The following is a 19,860-nucleotide window of genomic DNA, read 5'->3' on the forward strand; positions in this document are numbered from 1 at the left end:
CCGGTCTCCAGAAAATGGGTCGCGCCCGCCCGTAGTCTGGAACACATGACCACAACGGGGGCACACCAGGAAGCGACGGACAGGGCCGGGCCATGGTGGTGGGGGCGTCGGCGCAGTGCGGTGCTGGATGTCGGGCTGGGGGTCGTCTCCGCGCTCGAGTGCGCGCTGGAGGGTGTGAGGTTCGCCGGGAATACCGGGCTGCCGGTTCCCGTCGGGGTCGTCTTCGGGCTGGTGGCGGGGGCCACCCTGGTGCTGCGGCGGCGATGGCCGATCGCCGTGGTGCTGGTCGCGATCGCGATCGCGCCCGCCGAGATGGGCTTCTTGATGGGGATCGTCGGCCTCTATACGCTCGCAGCCTCCGATGTGCCGCGCCGGATCACCGGGGTGCTGGCCGGGATGGCTCTGGTGGCGACGCTGATCGTCACGGCCGTGCGGACCGAGCAGGACCTGTCCCGCGGGGATTTCGAGCCGGGCCCGTGGTTCGTGCCCGTCGTGTCCGTGTTCATGTCGCTGGGCCTGACCGCCCCGCCGGTGCTGCTCGGTCTCTACATAGGGGCGCGGCGGCGGCTGATGGAGAGCTTGCAGGAGCGGGCGGACAGTCTGGAGCGGGAGCTCTCGCTGCTGGCGGACCGGGCGGAGGAGCGGGCTGAGTGGGCGCGTACCGAGGAGCGGACGCGGATCGCCCGGGAGATGCACGACGTGGTTGCGCACCGGGTGAGCCTGATGGTGGTGCACGCGGCGGCGTTGCAGGCGGTGGCGGCGAAGGATCCGGCGAAGGCTGTGAAGAACGCCGCGCTGGTGGGGGACATGGGCCGGCAGGCGCTGACGGAGCTGCGGGAGATGCTCGGGGTGCTGCGGACGGGGGATGCGGTGAAGCCGGCCGTGGCCTCGTTGCCGTTGGCGGCGATCGGGGTGGCGGCGGCCGCTGCGGCGGCCGCGGGGGAGGACGGGCCGCATATCGACGATCTCGAGGCGCTGGTGGGGCAGTCGCGCGCGGCCGGGATGGCGGTCGAGCTGTCGGTGGACGGCGAGTCGCGCGGGTACGCGCGCGAGGTGGAGCAGACGGCCTACCGGGTGGTGCAGGAGGCGCTGACCAACGTCCACAAGCACGCGCCGGGTGCGAAGGCGTGGGTGCGGCTGGCGCACCGGGGGGACGAGGTCGCCATGCAGGTGGAGAACGGGCCGTCGGATGCCGGGGTGGCCGACATGGGGCTGCCCAGCGGTGGAAACGGTCTGGTGGGGATGCGGGAGCGGGTGCTCGGCCTGGGCGGGGTGTTCGTGTCGGGGCCGACGGACGCCGGCGGCTTCCGGGTCTCGGCGGTGCTCCCGCACGGCCCCCGGTAGCCGGCGCAGGGCCGGCCGGCCCTGCGGAGCCGGCCGGTCGACACGGCGGCCGTGGCGGCGTGGGCGCGGGCCACACACCGTCCGCAGGTATCAGCGCCCGTACGGCCCCGAGGTACTGGTCCGACCGGCCCGTCATACCGCCTCGAGCCGGCGGTCCGCGGCATCGGCGGCCCGTGGCGGCCGCGTCAGCCGGTGGTGAGGCGGAGCGGCTGGGTGCCTGTGACGAGTGTGGCGAGGGCCTGGTCGATGTCCGCGCCGAGGTACCAGTCACCGGCGTGGTCGAGGCTGTAGACGCGGCCCTCGACGTCGATCGCGAGATGGGCCCGGCCGTCGCCCTCGCCGGAGGCCCGGGGCGAGAGCTCCTCGCCGAGCGGGCAGATCTCGGTGCCGAGGGCCCGGCCGAGGTCGGCGAAGGTGCGGGCGAGGTGCAGCCCGGTGAGCGGGTCGACGCGCAGCGGCGCGGGAGCTATCTGGCGGCCGGGGCCGGGCCCGGCGATGTGCAGTCCGCCGAACTCGGCCCATGCCTCGACGGCGGCGGGGAAGACGGTGTGCCGGTGGCCGGCGGGCGAGACGTGGTCGCGGAGGGAGTCGGCCCAGTATTCGGCCTGTTTGATGTCCCAGCGTCCGGGCACCCAGCCGGCGGCGCGCAGTGCGGCGTCGACGGCGACGGGGAAGCGGGTGGCGGAGGTGCGGTCGTACGACGCGGAGGTGGGCATTGGTGCGGGTTCAGCCCTTCTCGGCTGTGTCGGCTGCGGCGGTGGGGTCGACGGCTCGTACGCCGAAGTGGGTGAGGAGGGCGTCACAGGAGCGGCACGGCGGGGCGTAGCTGCCGTGCAGGGGATCGCCGTCCTCGCGGATGCGGCGGGCGGTGAGCTTTGAGTGCTTGAGGGCGCGGCGGGCCTCGCCGTGGGTGAGGGGCTTTCGTGAGGCGCGTCTGCTGCGGCCGGCCTCGACGGCGGTCAAGTGCCGTGAGAGCAGGATGGCTTCGGGGCATCGCCCGGTGAAGCGTTCGCGCTGGCCGCTGGTGAGGGTGTCCAGGAAGTCCTGAACGAGGGCGTGCAGTACGGGTGGCTGGTCGCCCTTGCCCGCGGTGCAGGTGAGGGTCTCGCCGCGTACGGAGAGTGCTGCGCCGACGGCGGGAAGGATGCCGTCGCGGCGGTGGCGGAGTACGGGCGGGCGGATTTCTCCTGTGCTGCTCCAACTCAGGCGTGGATCACCGGATGTACCGGCTGCGCGGACGGATCCTGCTGCTGCTGAGGCGTTTTCCGCCGAAGCTGTTCCCTCTGTGCCTGTTTGCGCTGTGTGCATGTGGTGCTTCCCTCCCGTGCCCGCGGCGGTAGCCGCGGAGTGCACGCCCCCGCGTTGCCGGAACAGCCTGCCAAATGTGCACTGTGGTGCGGAAGCTGGGTCACTGAGTCGTGTCAGTTTTGCCGTCCGCCGTCACTGGGCTGTGACAGTTGGTGACCAGGGCGGACGGGCCGTTCCCCCTCTTGCCGTACCGCATAGGCTGTGCTGAACAGCCAGATCCCACAGGGGGCAACCGCCATGACGACAGGTCGGCTCGGGCAGCAAGCCGCGCCACCGAACACGGCCTACGCCGGGCAGGTCGTGCACTTCCCGGACCCGGTCCGGGCTTCCCGCCATCCCCACGGTGTGCGCGTGGATGAGAACGGCCATCCGGACTTCTCGCCGTACGCGCGTGCCGCCGCGGAGATCGCCGAGCCCCCGGAGGGCTTCGGCGTGGATGAGCTGAGGCTGACGGACTACGTCTCGGCCAATGCCGCCCTGCATGCGCAGGGTCACGAGTTGTGGGACACCATTCCCGCGGTGGCGACCCCGCATGGCTGGACCTGGCACCACGTTGCCGGAAGCCGCCGTATGGAGCTGGTCCCCGTCGAGGTGAAGGCGTTGCTGAGGCACCACGGTGGATTGTCGACGGCTCCGGTCGACCACGCCAAGCGTGGGACGCGTCCGCTGCAGGAGACGCGTCCGGTGCATGTGGGGCTGCCGAAGGGCGCGGTCTCGGTGACCGAGCAGCAGGTCCTGGGTGTGGAGGAGGATCTCGGCTACCGGCTGCCCGGTGCGTACCGGTCCTTCCTCAAGGCCGCGGGCGGCTGCGCGCCGGTCGGTGCGGCGTTGGACGCGGAGCTGGGTCTGCTGGTCGACCAGCCGTTCTTCACGGTGCGGGACGAGGCCGCGGTCAACGACCTCGTGTATGTCAACAAGTGTCTGCGGGACCATCTGACGAAGGACTACCTGGGCGTCGCGTTTGTCCAGGGCGGCATTCTCGCGGTGAAGGTGAAGGGGTCGTCGGTCGGTTCGGTGTGGTTCTGCGCGTACGACGACGCGCGTGACCGTGACGGCTGGAGTACCCAGGAGCGGGTGGAGCGGCTGCTGCTGCCGTGCGGGGACGACTTCGATGTCTTTCTGCAGCGGCTGGCGGGTAATCCGCCGGAGCTGGAGACCGTGGCCAACCTGATGGTGGACGGCGGCTTCGCGCAGGCCGTCCCGGTGGAGGGGTGAGCGCGATGGTGACCTTCGCGCAGGCGCAGGAGCGCGCGGAAGAGTGGGTCAACGGGGATGTGCCCGCCTATCAGCACCGTGAGGTGCGGGTGCGCGAGTTCGAGCTCGGTTTCGTGGTGTGGGCGGAGGACCGGGAGAACGGCCCGTCCGGGGGCGGCGGTTCGCAGCGGCTGGTCATCGCCCGTGACAGCGGCGAGGCCACGTTGTGGCCCGGGCTGGCGGTGGGTGAGGTGATCCGCCGGTACGAGGAGGAGTACGGGGCGGCCGCTGACGCGCCGTCGGATGCGCCGCCGCCGGCGCAGCGGATCGATCTGGAGCAGACCTCGTTCCTGTTGAGTCCGCCGGAGTGGCTCCAGGACGCCGCGGACAAGCTGGGGATTCCGGACCGCCGCTCGTCTTCGTCCTCGGCTCCTTCTTCGCCGTCCCCGTCGGACGGTGCCGGTGCTTCGGCTCCGGCGGCCGCGAGTGCGTGGCCGAGTGCCGGTGCCGGGGCGTACGAGCCGACGGCGTCGGACGGAGTGCCCGCGTCGCCGGGCGCGCCCCCGGGGGCCACGCCCTGGGCGGGGACCGACACCAATGCCGCTTCGGACGATGAGTCGGTGCCGCTGCCCGCGACGGTGTTCGCGCCGCCGCTGTCCGGTTCGGACGACGACGACACTCCGCCCCCCGGTGTGGCGCCGGAGGCCAGGACTGCGCTGATCTCCGGCGGCAGCCGGCTGCCGCGGACCGCCGTCGCGCCCGCGCTGGACCCGAACGCGACCCCGCCGGGGGGTGCTCCGCCGTACGGTCATCCGCATACCCCGCCGGGTCCCGCCGCGCCGGGTGTCCCGCAGCCGCCGGTCGGCCCCGGGGCGCAGGACATTGCCGACGCCGCGACCAGCAAGGCGGCCATGCCGCCGCGCGCGTCCCGCGGCAGTGGGCCGACGGCTCCGCCGCCGCCGGGCGCTCCCGGCACCCCGGGTGCGCGGCCGGGCGCGACTCCGCCGCCCTCCGGACCGGGTGCGCCCGGCACTCCGGCGGGCGGGTACGTACCGACGCAGATGGTGTCGCAGCTCGGCCCCGGCGGCCCCGGTGCGCCTGCCTCGCCTCAGCCGCCAGGCCCTCCCGGTCCGCCGACTCCGCCGGGTCCGCCCGGTGGTGGGGTGCACCATGCGGCGACGATGCTGGCGGGCCAGATGGGCCCGGGTGGCCCCGGTGCGCCGCAGCCTCCCGGCCCGCCCGGTGCACCGGGCGGGCCCGCTTCGCCGCAGCCTCCCGGTCCGCCGGGTCCGCCCGGTGGTGGGGTGCACCATGCGGCGACGATGCTGGCGGGCCAGATGGGCCCGGGGGGCCCCGGCGGTCCCGGTGCGCCGCAGCCTCCCGGCCCGCCCGGTCCGCCGACTTCCCCAAGTGGAGGGGTGCACCACGCGGCGCCGATGCTCGCCGGTCCCGGGGCCATGGGGCCGGGTGGTCCCGGTGCCGCGCAGCCCCCCGGTCCGCCCGGTTCTTCCAGTGCGCCGCCGCCCGGCGTACCCGCGCCCGCGTACGGGTATCCGCAGCAGCCTCCCTCCGGCGTGCCCACGGTCGGGCCCGGCTACCAGGCCGTGCTGCGCTACCGCGCGCCGGACGGCAGCGAGCAGCAGTTGATCCGCCGCTCGGCGCCGGGCACCCCGCACCCCGAATGGCAGATGCTGCACGAGCTGCGCGCCATGAACGTGCCGCCGCAGCAGGTGATTGAGCTGCACACCGAGCTGGAGTCGTGCGAGCTGCCCGGTGGTTACTGTGCCCGGATGATCCGGGAGACCTGGCCGCAGGTCCGGATCACGAGCGTGGCCCCGTACGGCAGGGACCACGCCAGTCGGCAGCAGGGCATGCAGCATCTGATCACGCACCAGGGCGAGTTGCACCAGGTGGCGGACGGGCCGGCCCGGCCGGCGCCGGTGCGGGCGCCGCTTCCGCCGGTTCAGCCCGCGCCCCCGATCCCCCCGCAGGGGATCGCGCACGAGCTCCTGGGCGCGTTCGGTCCGCAGGGTGTCTTCCGCTTCGACCAGCGGGCCGTGTCGCGGCAGGGCGTACCGGAGATCGTGGCGCAGACGCTGGTCTGGGCGGGTCTGCCGGTGGACTTCGGTCCGTTCTTCTGGGCGCAGGCGGTGCCGGGGCAGCCCGTGCCGACGCTGGCCGAGCTGGCCGCGCAGCGGCAGGTGCAGCCTGCCTCGGACGCCGGCTCGTACCTGGTCATGGGCAGTGATTTCGGCCGCGCGATCTGCGTTCAGTACGGCACGGCGAACATCGTGGCGGTGCCGGTCGAAGGCGGTCCCGGCGGCCATCCGGTGGCGCCGCAGTTCGTGAACGCCGGGCTGCCCGAGTTCGTCCGCTGTCTCGCGCTGCTCGGCCGGATGTGGCGGCTGCGGCTCAACCTGACGCCCGAGCAGGCGGGCCGCTGGACGGTTGACTTCCAGGCGCAGCTCGCAGCGCTCGACCCGTCGGCGCTGGCCTCGCCGGAGAGCTGGTGGTCGGTGCTGCTGGAGCAGATGTGGGACGGCCTGCTCTGACGCGGGCAGTTGCGGAGAGGTGAGCCGGGCCGGGTCCGCTGGGATCCGGCCCGGCTTGTGCCTTGTTCTCCGGTTCTGCTTCCGGTTTTGTCTTCCGGGTTGCCTTCCGGGGTCTAATCGGCTCATAGCTGACCGTGACGGATGGGCGGAGTGTCGCGTTATGACTGATTCGTTCGGTCCATCAAGATGTGCGCATGAGTGCACCGGTGTCACCTCAGGGGCTTGCCGTCGTACGTGGCCGCGGCTACCGGCCGGACGAGGTCGACCGCTACCTGGCCCGCCTCTCCGTGAGCCGTGACGACGCCTGGGAGCGGGCGGCGCGGCTCACCGTTCTCGCCAAGCAGATGGAGGCCGAGGCGGTCCGGTTGCGGGAGGTCGTCGCCACGCTGGCCCCGCAGACGTACGACGACCTCGGCGAGCGGGCCCGCCGCATCCTCGACCTCGCGCAGGAGGAAGCTGCTGCGGTGTGTGCCGCCGCGGCCGACGACGCGGACGCCATGCGGGAGGCGGCGGAGGTGGCCGGGCGCAAGGCGGCCGACACGGCGCGTGAGTGGGCGGAGTCCGCGCGCGCCGATGCGGACGCGTATGCGCGGCAGCTGCTGCTGGGTGCCCAGCACGACGCCGAAGAGACGCGGAGGGCGGCGCGGCGCGAGGTGAAGGACTCACGCGACGCAGCCCTGACGGCGCTGAAGAAGATGCGCCAGGAGGCGGCGGACGTGCTGGCCGGCGTGGAGGAGGATCAGGCCCGGCGGTGGGACGCGGCGGAGCGCGAATACGCAGACCGCGCAGCCGAGTTGGACGCGAAGCACGTGGAGCTGGAGGCGTACGCGGAGGGCATGCTGATGGAAGCGCAGCGAGCGTTCACGGAGGCGGAGGAGACCGCGCGGCACGGCCAGGAGGACGCGGAGGCGCAGGGCGCGGAGCTGCTGGCGCAGGCGCGGGCGCGAGCGGACCGGCTGGCACGGGACACGGAGCGGGTGCTGCGGGAGCACGCGGAGGCGGAGGAGGAGATGCGGGCCCACATGGAGAACATCAACTCCAGCCTGGCGGCCCTGACGGGTCGCGCCGCGGCGGAAGGCTGAGGCCTGTGGACCGGACGCCGGCCGAATAGTTCGAGACGCCTGGCGGGTTCGTGGGGGTGGGGCGGGTTCGTGGGGGTGGGCGGCCTTCCGCAGGGGTGATCCCGTGCGCGGGCACGCCACGCCGTATTCGACCTCTCTCCGGCGGTACCTGACCCAAAGGGCCTCCGTCTCCGACCTGCCGTCCAGTGCGAGGGTCAGGACGTCAGCCCGGCGGCTCAGGCGAGGATCCCCACCCGGCTCCTCGAACGCTGGGTCTGTCCAGCCCCGGCGTCGTCGCTCACGGCAGCGGCGGCGCCCTCATGCGGCGCCGGTGGCAGGCTGCCTTCTACCGCCAGGGCCGACGCGCCTGAAGGGCAGGGAAGACCGCATCCTTCCGCCTGAGTGCGCGCAGTGGCTGCACGACAGGATTCCGCAGGCCGAGCTGTCCGCGTCGAGGGCGCGCCGGTCACCTCACCCTGGAAGAGGCGTCGGCGCGGCTTCCGGCTCACCTCACTGCGGAGTTCCCGCGGGGGGAGTTAACGGGTCATACGAGTGAACGCGCCGGCCGCGGGTTAGCGGATCGGCGTGTTGTGGGACAAAAGGTGCGTTCCTTCTTATAGCTTTCGCAGCTGTAAGAATCCGGTCAAACATGGGTCATGTCGACTCTGACGGAAGTGGAGATGTAATGCGCAAGCTTCGCAAGGCTGCTCTTGTGGCTGCCATGGTCGGGAGCATCAGCATGCTCGGGGCCGGTGCGGCCTCCGCCCAGGACTCCTACACCGGGGATGGCGACGGCGGCACCACGCTGGTCTTCTGTGACAACTCGGATGAGGGAAGTCTCCTCGATCTCTCGAATCTGCAGCTCTCGGTCCTCGGCCTCGGCAGCAACACTGCGAGCACGAACCAGAGCAACAAGGGCTGCTCTGCCGGCGACCTCACCCAGGTGAACGCCGCCGAGACGGAGCAGGCGTCCGGCGTCCTGAACGTCCTTAGTGCAATCGGCGGCTGAGCTCTGATACCGGCTTGATGAAGCAGCTCCGGACACCATTCCGGAGCTGCTTCCGGTTGTTGGTAGTCCCGCGCCGCTGTCACGCGACGCGGGACTGCCTGCGAGAGACTGCTCGCGTGGCCCTGATGATGCGCCGTCAGGCCTTCAGGAGTCAGTCGCGGCCGCCACCGTGGCCGTTGCCGCCGTTGCCGCCGTTGCCGCCGTTGTCGTGGCCGCCGTTGTCGTGGCCGCCGTTGTCGTGGCCGTTGTCGTTGCCGTTGTCGTGGTCACCGTTGCCGCCACGCCCGTGGTCGCCGTCATCGTCGTCGTAGTCGGAGTAGTGACCGTTGCCGCCACGTCCGTTGTCGTCGTCATCGCAGTCGTCATCCCAGCTTTCGTCGCAGTAGTCGGACGAATAGGAGTGGGATGACGGGGCGGTGGCACTTGCTATGCCGGCTCCGCCGAAGGCGAGGGCCACAGCTGCGAACAGGCCGGCGAGCAGCTGGAAGATTCTGTATGACTTGGGGCGCATGGTGCTTCCCTTCCCGGGGACATAGGCGGCGGGCGAGGGCCCCGTAACGGCCGCGTGCACCAGTACGCGGGATACGTACGATGCGTTCGCGAAAAGGGCCCGGTACGTCGGCTTCAGGTGGCGAGTGTGGCCACCGCCGACTCACGCGCGGAGCGCGGCATCGGGCCCGCCCGGGCTGCTGAGTGAAGCAACCCCTAGCGGGGCATCCGTCCGTCGGGCAAACCGACAACCCTGGTGGTCGTCGACAGGGATGTTGAGATTGTTTCGCCTCAGCGGCACGCCAAGGCGTGTTTTCGTTCAATCTGAACCCAACTTAGGCATGTAGTTACATGAAAGTCAAACCGGATTTATCGGACATCTGTGCCTGAGGGGCGCGTCGGTATTTGCGCGCCCAACTCCTTTTCATTCGTAGGGGATTGGCATCCGACGGCAGGAGGGGCTCCGTTGCGTCACCGGAGTCGACTGTCCGTTGCCACGTTGGAGCCCCGACCGGCGGCGGGCGCAAGTCGTGCAGAGGCGGTCACTCTCCGCGACGAGATGGATATGTGAGGGAATGGGCGGGGCGCGGGGGGTGTTGGCCCCCTTGAGAACCGGCTACGCCCCCGGCCCTCAAGGGAGGCGGCGGCGATGGGCAACGCCGGTCGCTTTCCGGGTAGGGGCACCGAAATGCGGTCACGCCAAGTTACCGGGCGTGCGCGGACGTTGAGGCACGGTGGGCGCAAGAGGGCCGCGACCGCTCGTGCGGCGCCGCGCGGCTGCGACTGCCCCGCGCGGCTGGGACCGCCGTCAGTCCTCCGTGATGACGGGGAAGCGGCGCGGGGCGATGAAGAGGAGCGCAAGGAGGGAGAGTCCGGCAGCTATGGCCGCGCCCAGGTAGACGTGGTCGACTGCCGTGTCGACCGCGCGCCTCAGGTAGTCCGTCGCCTCCGCGGTGAGTGTGCCGGGGTGCTCCAGGGCGTGGGAGACCTCGTCGAGATCGGCCGGGAGGCCCGGCATGGGGGCGCCGGAGAGGCGGGCGGCGAGGGTGGCGTTGGCGATGGCGCCGAAGAGTGCGGCTCCCACGCTCTGGCCGACCTGGCGGCAGAAGAGCACGGAGGCGGTGGTGGTGCCTCGTTCCGACCAGCCCACGGTCGACTGGACACCGACGATGAGGGGCAGTTGGAAAAGGCCGAGCGCGCCGCCCAGCAGGAGCATGACAAGGGCGGGCTGCCAGGGGGAGCCGGGGTAGGGCAGGAAGGGGAAGGCGAGGAGGATCGCGGCGGCGAGTGAGATGCCGATGACCGCCGTATTGCGGAAGCCGATGCGGGTGTAGACGTGCTGGCTGAGCGCGGCGGAGATGGGCCAGCTCAGCGTCATGACGGAGAGCACGAAGCCCGCGCCGATCGGACCGAGGCCGAGGACGGCCTGGGCGTACGTGGGCAGGAAGACTGTCGGTGCGACCATCAGCAGGCCCAGCGCGCCGAGGGCGAGGTTGACGGCGGCGATGGTGCGGCGGCGCCAGACCCAGCCAGGGATGATCGGGTCCGCGGCCCGGCGTTCGACGACGACGGTCAGGGCCGCGAAGACCGCACTGGCGGCGAGCAGGCCGAGAGAGGGCGCGGAGAGCCATGGCCAGGCCACTCCGCCCTGGACCAGGGCGGTCAGGAGCAGTCCGCCGCAGGCGAAGACGGTCAGTGCGCCGGCCCAGTCGATCCGGGGGCGGGTGACCGGAGCCGTGCGGGCGGGCTCCTGGAGGTGGCGGGCGATCAGCCACATGGCCACGGCGCCGACGGGCAGGTTGATCAGGAAGATCCAGCGCCAGTCGGCGTACGCGGCGAGGAGCCCGCCGATCGCCGGGCCGGCGACCGCGGAGAGGGCCCAGACGGTGGAGAGCCGGGCCTGGATCCTGGGGCGCTCCTTGAGCGGGTAGAGGTCGGCGGCGATCGTCTGGACCGTGCCCTGGATCGCGCCGCCGCCGAGTCCCTGGACCACGCGGAAGGCGATCAGCGCCGCCATGTTCCAGGCGGCCGCGCACAGCACGGAGCCGATGAGGAAGAGGGCGATGCCGGCGATCAGCACCGGCTTGCGGCCGAAGGTGTCGGAGAGCTTGCCGTACACGGGGAGGGTGACCGTGACGGCGAGGAGGTAGCCGGAGAAGAGCCAGGAGAAGACGGCGAACCCGCCGAGGTCCCCGACGATCTGGGGGACGGCGGTGGACACGATCGTGCCGTCGAGGGCGGCCAGCGCCATGCCGAGCATCAGCGCCGCGACGACCGGTCCGCGTCGGCGGTCGGCGCCGGGCGCCGACCGGGTGCCGGACAGGGCTTCCGTGCTGCCGCCGCTCACCTAGATCCTTTCACCGTGCACGTATTTTCCCGGGACACCTTCTCATTGGCACGCCGTACAGCGGGAGAGGGCGGGACCCCCTGAGATCCGATCCACCGGAAGGCGTACTCCCCCTAGGGGGACCTCCGCACTTCGGGCCAGGGGCCGTTCGTCCCGGTGGAGGACGAGGCGGCCGCGGACGGGTTCTTAACTGGTTCATACGCAGCGGAACGTCGGGCGGCCGCACCCCGGAGGTGGGGCTAACCCCCGGACGGATACGGCGATGCGCACCAGCGCGCCGGCCCCCCTTCGCGCACCAGACTCGAACCAGTTGTTGAAGACCCGCTCATGACACCGACCGAGGAGAAACCGTGACAACGGCTGTGACCATTCCCAGGCACGAGGGCACTGGAGGGCGTACGGCCGTCGCCGCACGAGCGCGGCAGGTCGTCAAGGCGTACGGGTCGGGGGAGACCCGCGTGGTCGCGCTCGACCATGTCGACGTGGACATCGCCCGCGGGCAGTTCACCGCCATCATGGGTCCGTCCGGCTCCGGCAAGTCCACGCTGATGCACTGCCTCGCCGGCCTCGACACCGTCACCGCGGGTGAGATCTACGTGGACGACACGGAGATCACCAAGCTCAAGGACAAGAAGCTCACGCAGCTGCGCCGCGACCGGATCGGTTTCATCTTCCAGGCCTTTAACCTGCTTCCGACGCTGAACGCGCTGGAGAACATCACGCTGCCGATGGACATCGCGGGCCGCAAGCCCGACGCCCAGTGGCTGAACCGGGTGGTGGAGACCGTAGGTCTCGCGGGGCGGCTCAAGCACCGGCCGACGCAGCTGTCTGGTGGTCAGCAGCAGCGGGTGGCGGTCGCCCGCGCGCTGGCGGCCCGGCCCGAGATCATTTTCGGCGACGAGCCGACCGGCAACCTCGACTCCCGGGCGGGCGCCGAAGTGCTGGGCTTCCTGCGGAAGTCGGTCGACGAGCTCGGGCAGACCATCGTGATGGTCACCCACGACCCGGTGGCGGCGAGTTACGCGGACCGCGTGCTGTATCTCGCGGACGGCCGGATCGTCGACGAGATGTTCAACCCGACGGCCGACCAGGTTCTGGACCGTATGAAGGACTTCGACGCGCGCGGGCGGACGTCATGACCGTACTCAAGACCTCGATGCGCAACTTCGTCGCGCACAAGGGGCGGATGGCGCTGTCCGCCGTCGCGGTCCTGCTGTCGGTGGCGTTCGTCTGCGGGACGCTGGTCTTCACCGACACCATGAACACGACGTTCGACAAGCTCTTCGCGGCCACCTCGGCCGACGTCACGGTCAGCCCCAAGTCCGCGGGGGAGGACGAGGAGATCTCGCAGACCGGCAGGCCCGAGACGCTGCCCGCCTCGGTCGTCGACCGGGTCGCCGGTGCCGACGGGGTGAAAGCCGCCGAGGGGGCGGTGGTCTCCATGAGCGTCACCGTCGTCAACAGCGACAACAAGAACATGGGCTCCACCACCGGTGCCCCGACGATCGCCGGCAACTGGACGCGGAACGACCTCAAGTCGATGGAGATCACCTCCGGTCACGCTCCGCGCGGGCCCACCGAGGTCATGGTCGACGCCGGCACTGCCGACAAGCACGGCCTCGGGCTCGGCGACGAACTGCGCACCATCGCCGTCACCGGTGACATCCGGGCGAAGATCTCCGGTATCGCCACCTTCAAGGTGACCAACCCCGGTGCGGCTGTCGTCTACTTCGACACCGCTACCGCCCAGCGGAAGCTGCTGGGCAAGCAGGGGCTCTTCACCAACGTCGCGGTCACCGCCGAGGACGGCGTCACCGACGAGCAGCTGAAGCGGAACGTCGCCGCCGCGGTCGAGGGCCCGTACAAGTACCAGACCTCCAAGGAGGCCGCCGACGCCAATCGCCAGGACGTCGGATCGTTCCTCGACGTGATGAAGTACGTGATGCTCGGCTTCGCCGCCATCGCCTTCCTCGTCGGCATCTTCCTGATCTTCAACACCTTCTCGATGCTGGTCGCCCAGCGCACCCGCGAGATCGGTCTGATGCGGGCGCTCGGCGCGGGCCGCAACCAGATCAACCAGTCGGTGCGCATCGAGGCGCTGCTCCTCGGTGTCTTCGGCTCCGTGCTCGGCGTCGGTGCCGGGGTCGGCCTCGCGGTCGGCCTGATGAAGCTCATGGGCTCCATGGGCATGGAGCTGTCCACCGCCGACCTCACGATCAAGTGGACGACCCCGGTCGTCGGCCTCGTGCTCGGCATCGTCGTCACGCTGATCGCCGCGTACCTGCCCGCCCGGCGGGCGGGCAAAGTCTCCCCGATGGCCGCCCTGCGCGACGCCGGAACCCCGGGTGACCGCAAGGCGGGTCTGCTGCGGGGCGTGCTGGGTCTGGCTCTGACCGGCACCGGTGTCGCCGCGCTCTACCTGGCCGCCACCGCCGACAAGGCGGGCCAGGGCTCGCTGTTCCTGGGCGCCGGTGTGGTGCTGACGCTGATCGGCTTCGTGGTGATCGGCCCGCTGCTGGCCGGCGGTGTGGTGAAGGTGCTGAGCACGGTCGTCCTGCGGATGTTCGGACCGGTCGGGCGGATGGCGGAGCGCAACGCGCTGCGCAACCCGCGCCGCACCGGAGCGACCGGCGCCGCGCTGATGATCGGGCTCGCGCTGGTCGCCTGCCTCTCGGTGGTCGGCTCCTCGATGGTGGCCTCGGCCACCGACGAGCTCGACAGGTCGGTCGGCGCGGACTTCATCGTCCAGTCCGCCAATGGGCAGCCGATCGTGCCGCAGGCGCAGAAGGCGCTCGAAGCGGCCCCCGGCATCGCCCACGTCACCGAGTACAAGTTGGTGGACGCCAAGCTGACCTCTCCCGACGGCAGGACCGAGGAGGAGGGGCTGGCCGCCGCGGACCCGACGTACGCACAGGACCTGCGGCGCGAGACGGTCGCCGGCCAGCTCTCCGCGGCCTACGGCAAGAACGCGATGTCGGTCGGCGACGCGTACGCCGAGCGGCACGGCATCGAGGTCGGCGACGAGATGACGGTCGCCTTCAAGGGCGGCGAGACCGCCAAGCTGAAGATCGCCGCCATCACCTCCGACGACACCAACGTCGACAAGGGCGCGATGTACGTGAACATCACGACCGTCGAGCAGTACGTCCCGGCCGACAAGATGCCGAAAAACATGATCATGTTCGCGAAGGCGGAGGACGGCCGGGAGAAGGCCGCGTACACGGCGCTCAAGGACTCGCTCGCCGCCTACCCCCAGTACAAGGTGCAGAACCAGACGGACTTCAAGCAGGACCTGAAGGACCAGATCGGGCAGCTGCTCAACATGGTCTACGGGCTGCTGGCGCTCGCGATCATCGTCGCGGTGCTCGGTGTGGTGAACACCCTCGCCCTGTCGGTCGTCGAGCGGACCCGCGAGATCGGCCTGATGCGTGCCGTCGGCCTCTCGCGCCGCCAGCTGCGCCGCATGATCCGGCTGGAGTCGGTGGTCATCGCCCTGTTCGGCGCTCTGCTGGGCCTGGGTCTGGGCATGGGCTGGGGCGCCACCGCGCAGAAGCTGCTGGCCCTGGAGGGCCTCGGGGTCCTGGAGATCCCGTGGCCGACCATTCTCACGGTGTTCGTCGGCTCGGCCTTCGTGGGCCTGTTCGCCGCGCTGGTCCCGGCCTTCCGGGCGGGGCGGATGAACGTACTGAACGCCATCGCGACCGAGTAGCGGCGGTCGGTACGGTGGGGGTCCGGCCCCGGTGCGCTCCTCCAAGCGCACCGGGGCCGGTTTCCGTTCGACCCCGTTGCTGTGCGTCCGCGGCTGCCGCCGACGGGCCGGCGGGTGCCGGAGACGAGTGACGGGTGTGGCGCGAAGCGACCCCGTCGGGGCGGCGGCCGGGCGACGGGCGGGCGTACGCTGGGAACCCCCGGCCCGTGCGACGTGTCGGGCCCTTCGCGTTGCCCCTCCCTCGGCCCCCCGGACGGAAAGCCTTCTTCATGAGCCTGCACGGTCTGCTCGACGCCGTCATCCAGGACCCCGCACTCACCGAAGCGGTGAAGGCCGCAGCCGACGGCAACCGCATGCACGTCGACCTCGTCGGTCCCCCTGCCGCCCGTCCCTTCGCCATCGCCGCGCTCGCGCGCCGTACCGGGCGGACCGTGCTCGCGGTCACGGCGACCGGGCGGGAGGCGGAGGACCTGGCGGCCGCGCTGCGGTCGCTCCTGCCCGCGGACGAGGTGGTGGACTACCCGTCCTGGGAGACGCTGCCGCACGAGCGGCTGTCCCCTCGCAGCGACACGGTGGGGCGCCGGCTGGCGGTGCTGCGCAGACTGGCGCACCCGAGCAAGGACGATCCGTCGGCGGGTCCGGTCAGCGTGGTCGTCGCGCCGGTGCGCTCCGTACTCCAGCCGCAGGTCAAGGGGCTCGGGGATCTGGAGCCGGTGGCGCTGCGGCCCGGGCAGAGCGCCGACCTCGGCGAGGTCACCGAGGCGCTCGCGGCGGCCGCGTACTCCCGGGTGGAGCTGGTCGAGAAGCGCGGCGAGTTCGCGGTGCGCGGCGGCATCCTCGATGTGTTCCCGCCCACCGAGGAGCATCCGCTCCGGGTGGAGTTCTGGGGCGACGACGTCGAGGAGATCCGCTATTTCAAGGTCGCGGACCAGCGGTCGCTGGAGGTCGCCGAGCACGGCCTGTGGGCACCGCCGTGCCGTGAGCTGCTGCTGACCGATGACGTACGGCAACGGGCCGCCGCGCTGGCCGAGGCGCACCCCGAGCTGGGCGAGCTGCTCGGCAAGATCGCCGAGGGGATCGCGGTCGAGGGCATGGAGTCCCTCGCGCCGGTACTGGTCGACGACATGGAGCTGCTGCTCGACGTGCTGCCGACCGGCTCGATGGCGGTGGTCTGCGACCCCGAGCGGGTGCGGACCAGGGCGGCCGACCTGGTGGCCACCAGCCAGGAGTTCCTGCAGGCCTCGTGGGCGGCCACCGCCGGCGGCGGCGAGGCGCCCATTGATGTCGGCGCGGCGTCGCTGTGGGGTATCGCGGACGTACGCGACCGGGCCCGCGAGCTCGGGATGATGTGGTGGTCCGTGGCCCCCTTCGCCGCCGGCGAAGAGCTTTCCGCCGACACCCTCAAGCTGGGCATGCGCGCGCCGGAGACCTACCGCGGCGACACGGCGCGGGCGCTCGCCGACACCAAGGGCTGGATCGCCGACGGCTGGCGCACGGTCTACATCACCGAGGGCCACGGCCCGGCGGCCCGTACCGTCGAGGTGCTGAGCGGCGAGGGCATCGCTGCCCGTCTGGACGGGGACCTCGGCGAGATCTCGCCCTCCCTCGTCCACGTGTCGTGCGGTTCGCTGGACCAGGGCTTCGTCGACCAGGGCCTCCGGCTCGCCGTACTGACCGAGACCGACCTCACCGGCCAGCGCACCGCCAGCAAGGAACTGGGCCGGATGCCGGCCCGCCGCCGCAAGACCATCGACCCGCTGACCCTCCAGGCGGGCGACTACATCGTCCACGAGCAGCACGGTGTCGGTCGCTACATCGAGATGGTGCAGCGCACGGTGCAGGGCGCCACCCGCGAGTACCTCCTCGTCGAGTACGCCCCCGCCAAGCGCGGCCAGCCGGGCGACCGGCTCTACATCCCCACCGACCAGCTGGAGCAGGTCACCAAGTACGTGGGGGGCGAGGCTCCGACGCTGCACCGCCTCGGCGGCGCCGACTGGACGAAGACGAAGGCGCGCGCGAAGAAGGCGGTCAAGGAGATCGCCGCCGACCTGATCAAGCTCTACTCGGCGCGGATGGCGGCGCCCGGCCATGTCTTCGGCCCGGACACCCCGTGGCAGCGGGAGCTGGAGGACGCCTTCCCGTACACGGAGACGCCCGACCAGCTCACCACCATCGCGGAGGTCAAGGAGGACATGGAGAAGTCGGTCCCCATGGACCGGCTGATCTGTGGCGACGTCGGCTACGGCAAGACGGAGATCGCGGTCCGCGCCGCCTTCAAGGCGGTCCAGGACGGCAAGCAGGTCGCGGTTCTGGTGCCCACGACCCTGCTGGTCCAGCAGCACTTCGGCACGTTCTCCGAGCGGTACGCCCAGTTCCCTGTCAACACCAGGGCCCTGTCCCGCTTCCAGAGCGACACGGAGGCGAAGGCGACCATCGAGGGGCTGAAGGACGGGTCGGTCGACATCGTCATCGGCACGCACCGCCTCTTCTCGTCCGAGACCAAGTTCAAGGACCTCGGCCTGGTCGTCGTCGACGAGGAGCAGCGCTTCGGTGTCGAGCACAAGGAGCAGCTGAAGAAGCTCCGCGCGAATGTCGACGTCCTGACCATGTCGGCCACGCCCATCCCCCGTACGCTCGAAATGGCGGTCACCGGCATCCGCGAGATGTCGACGATCACCACCCCGCCCGAGGAGCGCCACCCGGTACTCACCTTCGTCGGCCCGTACGAGCAGAAGCAGATCGGCGCGGCCATCCGGCGTGAACTGCTGCGCGAGGGCCAGGTCTTCTACATCCACAACCGGGTCGAGTCGATCGACCGGGCAGCCGCGAAGCTCCGCGAGATCGTGCCCGAGGCGCGTATCGCGACCGCTCACGGCCAGATGGGCGAGAGCGCCCTCGAACAGGTCGTGGTCGACTTCTGGGAGAAGAAGTTCGACGTGCTGGTCTCCACGACGATCGTGGAGTCGGGCATCGACATCTCCAACGCCAACACCCTGATCGTCGAGCGCGGCGACAACTTCGGCCTGTCGCAGCTCCACCAGCTGCGCGGCCGGGTGGGCCGTGGCCGCGACCGCGGATACGCGTACTTCCTCTACCCGCCGGAGAAGCCGCTCACCGAGACCGCCCACGAGCGGCTCGCGACGATCGCCCAGCACACCGAGATGGGCGCGGGCATGTACGTGGCGATGAAGGACCTCGAGATCCGTGGCGCGGGCAACCTGCTCGGCGGCGAGCAGTCCGGCCATATCGCGGGCGTCGGCTTCGACCTGTACGTACGGATGGTCGGCGAGGCCGTCGCCGACTACCGGGCCTCTCTGGAAGGCGGTGTCGAGGAGGAGCCGCCGCTGGAGGTCAAGATCGAGCTCCCGGTCGACGCGCACGTCCCGCACGACTACGCACCCGGCGAGCGGCTGCGCCTCCAGGCGTACCGCTCGATCGCCTCCGCGAACTCGGAGGAGGACATCAAGGCCGTCCGGGAGGAGCTGACCGACCGCTACGGCAAGCTGCCGGAGCCGGTCGAGAACCTGCTGCTGGTGGCGGGCCTGCGGATGCTGGCACGGGCCTGCGGCGTCGCGGACATCACGCTCCAGGGCCCCAACGTGCGCTTCGGGCCGGTGGAACTGCGGGAGTCGCAGGAGCTGCGGCTGAAGCGGCTGTACCCGCGCACGGTCATCAAACCGGCCACCCACCAGATCCTGGTACCGCGCCCGACGACGGGCAAGATCGGCGGAAAGCCGGTGGTTGGCCGCGAACTGCTGTCCTGGACCGGCGAGTTCCTCACCACGATCCTGGGGTCGTAGCGGCGCCGCCGATCGGTTGGGCCGACGGTGACCGGACGGCCTTTTATGCGCGACCCGTCCGGCCGAGGTGAGGGCGGCCGATGACGGGCGCGGCTGCCGGGCATCGGCAGGGGGTGACGCGGGTACTGCCTAGGATGCTGGGTCCATGCCGCACTCACGCCGGGACGGACTGCCTTGATACGCCTCGCCCTTCCTGCTTACCTCCGTCTCCGCCGAACCGCCTTCCCGGCCACCGCCCTTGCCGCCGCTCTCGCCGTCTCCGGCTGCACCGGGACGCCACTGGGCCGTGACGGGGGCGGCGATTCCGGTCCCGCACCGGAGGCGGGGGAGTACGGCGTCAGCCCGCTGGAGAATCCGGACGGTACGAAGCCGGGGCTCGCGCCCCTCACGACGCAGGTGGACAGGAAGGCCGCGCTGGAGCTCGTCGCGAAGGTACGCACGGCCGGGCGCGGGCCGAGGACGGGGTACGACCGGGACGAGTTCGGATACGCCTGGAAGGACTCCGTCGACGGGATACCACTGGCGCGCAATGGCTGTGACACCCGCAACGATCTCCTGGCCCGGGACGGACAGGACATCAGGCACCGGTCCGGCTCCGACTGCGTGGTCGTCTCCATGACCTTGCGGGATCCTTACACCGGGACAGTCATCCAGTGGCGCAAGCAGCAGGCCGCCGAAGTCCAGATCGACCACGTGATGCCGCTGTCCTACGACTGGCAGATGGGCGCGGCTCGCTGGAACGAGGACGAGCGGGAGCGGATCGCCAACGACCCGCTGAACCTGCTGCCCGTGTCGGGCCCGGCGAACAGTGCCAAGCGGGACTCGGGCCCGGCCTCCTGGCTGCCGCCGAACAAGCTGGTCCGCTGCTCGTACGCGGTGCGGTTCTCGCAGGTCGCCCTCAAGTACGACCTGCCGGTGACCACGGCCGACAAACGGATGATGCTCGCGCAGTGCGGGGGGTGACCTCGGCACCTCGGTACCTCGGCCGAGGTGTCAGGGGCCATGGGAGCGGTCGTCCCGGAGTTGACCGCACCGCCGACCCCGCGG

At 71.2% G+C, this 19,860-nt stretch carries 13 protein-coding genes; 9 read left to right on the top strand and 4 right to left on the bottom strand.

Annotated elements, in window-relative coordinates; all coding sequences use genetic code 11:
* Nucleotides 1-45 precede the first annotated feature (45 nt).
* Nucleotides 46-1,344, top strand: coding sequence for a histidine kinase (locus AB0M62_RS02020; RefSeq protein ID WP_366072107.1), 1,299 nt, complete (start codon nt 46-48; stop codon nt 1,342-1,344).
* A gap of 185 nt (nt 1,345-1,529) precedes the next feature.
* Here the strand turns inward: AB0M62_RS02020 and AB0M62_RS02025 are convergent, their stop codons facing one another.
* Nucleotides 1,530-2,060 (bottom strand): SUKH-3 domain-containing protein, encoded by a 531-nt coding sequence (locus tag AB0M62_RS02025; RefSeq protein ID WP_366072108.1) that lies wholly within the window; start codon nt 2,058-2,060, stop codon nt 1,530-1,532.
* 10 nt (nt 2,061-2,070) lie between these two features.
* Complete coding sequence (locus tag AB0M62_RS02030) at nt 2,071-2,652, bottom strand: YwqJ-related putative deaminase (protein WP_366072109.1); 582 nt, start codon at nt 2,650-2,652, stop codon at nt 2,071-2,073.
* A gap of 237 nt (nt 2,653-2,889) precedes the next feature.
* Here AB0M62_RS02030 and AB0M62_RS02035 point away from each other — a divergent pair, with 237 nt between their 5' ends.
* The 4 genes from AB0M62_RS02035 to AB0M62_RS02050 all read left to right on the top strand — a co-directional run bounded on the left by AB0M62_RS02035 (nt 2,890) and on the right by AB0M62_RS02050 (nt 8,468).
* Nucleotides 2,890-3,867: an SMI1/KNR4 family protein gene (locus tag AB0M62_RS02035; protein WP_366072110.1), complete on the top strand. Its 978-nt coding sequence runs from the start codon at nt 2,890-2,892 to the stop codon at nt 3,865-3,867.
* A gap of 5 nt (nt 3,868-3,872) precedes the next feature.
* Nucleotides 3,873-6,398, top strand: coding sequence for an SUKH-4 family immunity protein (locus AB0M62_RS02040; RefSeq protein ID WP_366072246.1), 2,526 nt, complete (start codon nt 3,873-3,875; stop codon nt 6,396-6,398).
* Between the two features lie 194 nt (nt 6,399-6,592).
* Nucleotides 6,593-7,480 carry a cellulose-binding protein gene (locus AB0M62_RS02045; protein WP_366072111.1) on the top strand — a complete coding sequence of 296 codons (888 nt, stop codon included), beginning with the start codon at nt 6,593-6,595 and terminating at the stop codon, nt 7,478-7,480.
* 664 nt (nt 7,481-8,144) lie between these two features.
* Nucleotides 8,145-8,468, top strand: coding sequence for a hypothetical protein (locus AB0M62_RS02050; RefSeq protein ID WP_366072112.1), 324 nt, complete (start codon nt 8,145-8,147; stop codon nt 8,466-8,468).
* Between the two features lie 151 nt (nt 8,469-8,619).
* Here AB0M62_RS02050 and AB0M62_RS02055 read toward each other — a convergent pair whose 3' ends face one another.
* Nucleotides 8,620-8,979 (bottom strand): hypothetical protein, encoded by a 360-nt coding sequence (locus AB0M62_RS02055; protein WP_366072113.1) that lies wholly within the window; start codon nt 8,977-8,979, stop codon nt 8,620-8,622.
* Nucleotides 8,980-9,765: 786 nt separating this feature from the next.
* Nucleotides 9,766-11,217, bottom strand: coding sequence for an MFS transporter (locus AB0M62_RS02060; RefSeq protein WP_366072247.1), 1,452 nt, complete (start codon nt 11,215-11,217; stop codon nt 9,766-9,768).
* Between the two features lie 437 nt (nt 11,218-11,654).
* On the opposite strand from AB0M62_RS02060, the gene AB0M62_RS02065 reads away from it, so the two are divergent.
* From AB0M62_RS02065 to AB0M62_RS02080, 4 genes are all read left to right on the top strand, one after another.
* The gene (locus AB0M62_RS02065) at nt 11,655-12,443 is read left to right on the top strand and encodes an ABC transporter ATP-binding protein (RefSeq protein WP_366072114.1); all 789 of its coding nucleotides are present in this window, start codon (nt 11,655-11,657) and stop codon (nt 12,441-12,443) included.
* Entirely contained in the window at nt 12,440-15,013 is a 2,574-nt protein-coding gene (locus AB0M62_RS02070; RefSeq protein ID WP_366072115.1) for an FtsX-like permease family protein, read from the top strand. Before AB0M62_RS02065 ends, AB0M62_RS02070 begins: the two co-directional genes overlap by 4 nt.
* Before the next feature lie 269 nt (nt 15,014-15,282).
* Entirely contained in the window at nt 15,283-18,813 is a 3,531-nt protein-coding gene (gene mfd / locus AB0M62_RS02075; RefSeq protein WP_366072116.1) for a transcription-repair coupling factor, read from the top strand.
* A 279-nt stretch (nt 18,814-19,092) separates the two neighbouring features.
* Nucleotides 19,093-19,776, top strand: a complete 684-nt coding sequence (locus AB0M62_RS02080) for an HNH endonuclease family protein (RefSeq protein ID WP_366072248.1) — start codon at nt 19,093-19,095, stop codon at nt 19,774-19,776.
* Nucleotides 19,777-19,860 lie beyond the last annotated feature (84 nt).

Origin of the sequence: Streptomyces sp. NPDC051219 (assembly GCF_040682335.1) — a bacterium.
GTDB lineage: Bacteria > Actinomycetota > Actinomycetes > Streptomycetales > Streptomycetaceae > Streptomyces.